Here is a 229-nt window from a genome sequence, read left to right as displayed (position 1 = left end):
CCGTCTCGCCGTCGGCGGAGAGGATCTCCGGCCGGTCCGCGATCTGCGTGTAGTCGCCGCTCCTGGTGAGCAGTAGAGCGAGCGGCTGCTCGAAAGCCACCGCCGGGTAGAGGTTCTCGGCTGTGCTCTCCTCGTCCCCGGCGGCGAGGAGCGCGAAGACGAAATCGACGGCGGAGCGTACACCGTCCTCTGCCGAGCAGAGCTCGACATCGGACGACGACGGCGTCGG

The 229-nt window shown here is 69.0% G+C and carries 1 protein-coding gene; it reads right to left on the bottom strand.

The window, feature by feature from the left end; translation table 11 throughout:
- Positions 1-229, bottom strand: a 229-nt coding sequence (locus KVS71_RS19595) for a hypothetical protein (RefSeq protein WP_217585353.1), incomplete at both ends; no start/stop codon positions are given.

Source organism: Microbacterium sp. GbtcB4 (genome assembly GCF_019091465.1).
GTDB classification, from domain to species: Bacteria; Actinomycetota; Actinomycetes; order Actinomycetales; family Microbacteriaceae; genus Microbacterium; species Microbacterium paraoxydans.
Note: the sequence above shows the minus strand (reverse complement) of the source record. Positions and strands in the feature narration are given on the sequence as shown.